At 56.3% G+C, this 492-nt stretch carries 2 protein-coding genes; both read left to right on the top strand.

The genetic code is table 11. The annotated features are described in order from the left end of the window. Nucleotides 1–222 (top strand): type VI secretion system tube protein TssD (gene tssD, locus GTU76_RS29805; RefSeq protein ID WP_180700266.1); only part of this gene is annotated, 222 nt, incomplete at its 5' end. 126 nt (nucleotides 223–348) lie between these two features. Next, on the top strand, nucleotides 349–492 hold a 144-nt coding region (locus GTU76_RS30685; protein WP_180700265.1), incomplete at its 3' end, for a hypothetical protein.

The raw sequence follows: 492 nt of genomic DNA, 5'->3' as shown, positions 1-492 counted from the left end.
TTCCGTACTTCTGCTCAAGGCACCCAAGAGCACTACTACACCACCAAACTGGAAGACGCGATCATCGTCGCCATCAACAACAAAATGCACAACTGCCAGGATCCAGGCAACGCGCACTTCACCCACCTGGAAGAAGTGCAGTTCACCTACCGCAAAATCACCTGGACCCACGAAGTTTCCGGTACTTCGGGTTCCGATGACTGGCGTGCTCCAGTCGTTTAATCGCGGCTGATGGTTGTACCGCCCCGATCGGCATCGCTGGTCGGGGCGCACTCACTTTTAAAGAATTTTTGCCAATAGCCCCGCAGTGGGCTGTTGCGCGTCGCAGCACTGCGCGAGGAACAAGGGATGTTCTCACCGGCCAACCAGCCTCATTTCAACCTGACCGTCGATGGCATCGACAGCGACTTTCAAGTGCTGTCGTTCACCGGTCGTGAGGCCCTCAACACGCCGTTCGAATTCGAGCTGGAACTGGTCAGCGAAAAGGCCTCG

This window comes from Pseudomonas crudilactis, assembly GCF_013433315.1.
Taxonomy (GTDB): domain Bacteria; phylum Pseudomonadota; class Gammaproteobacteria; order Pseudomonadales; family Pseudomonadaceae; genus Aquipseudomonas; species Aquipseudomonas crudilactis.
Note: the sequence above shows the minus strand (reverse complement) of the source record. Positions and strands in the feature narration are given on the sequence as shown.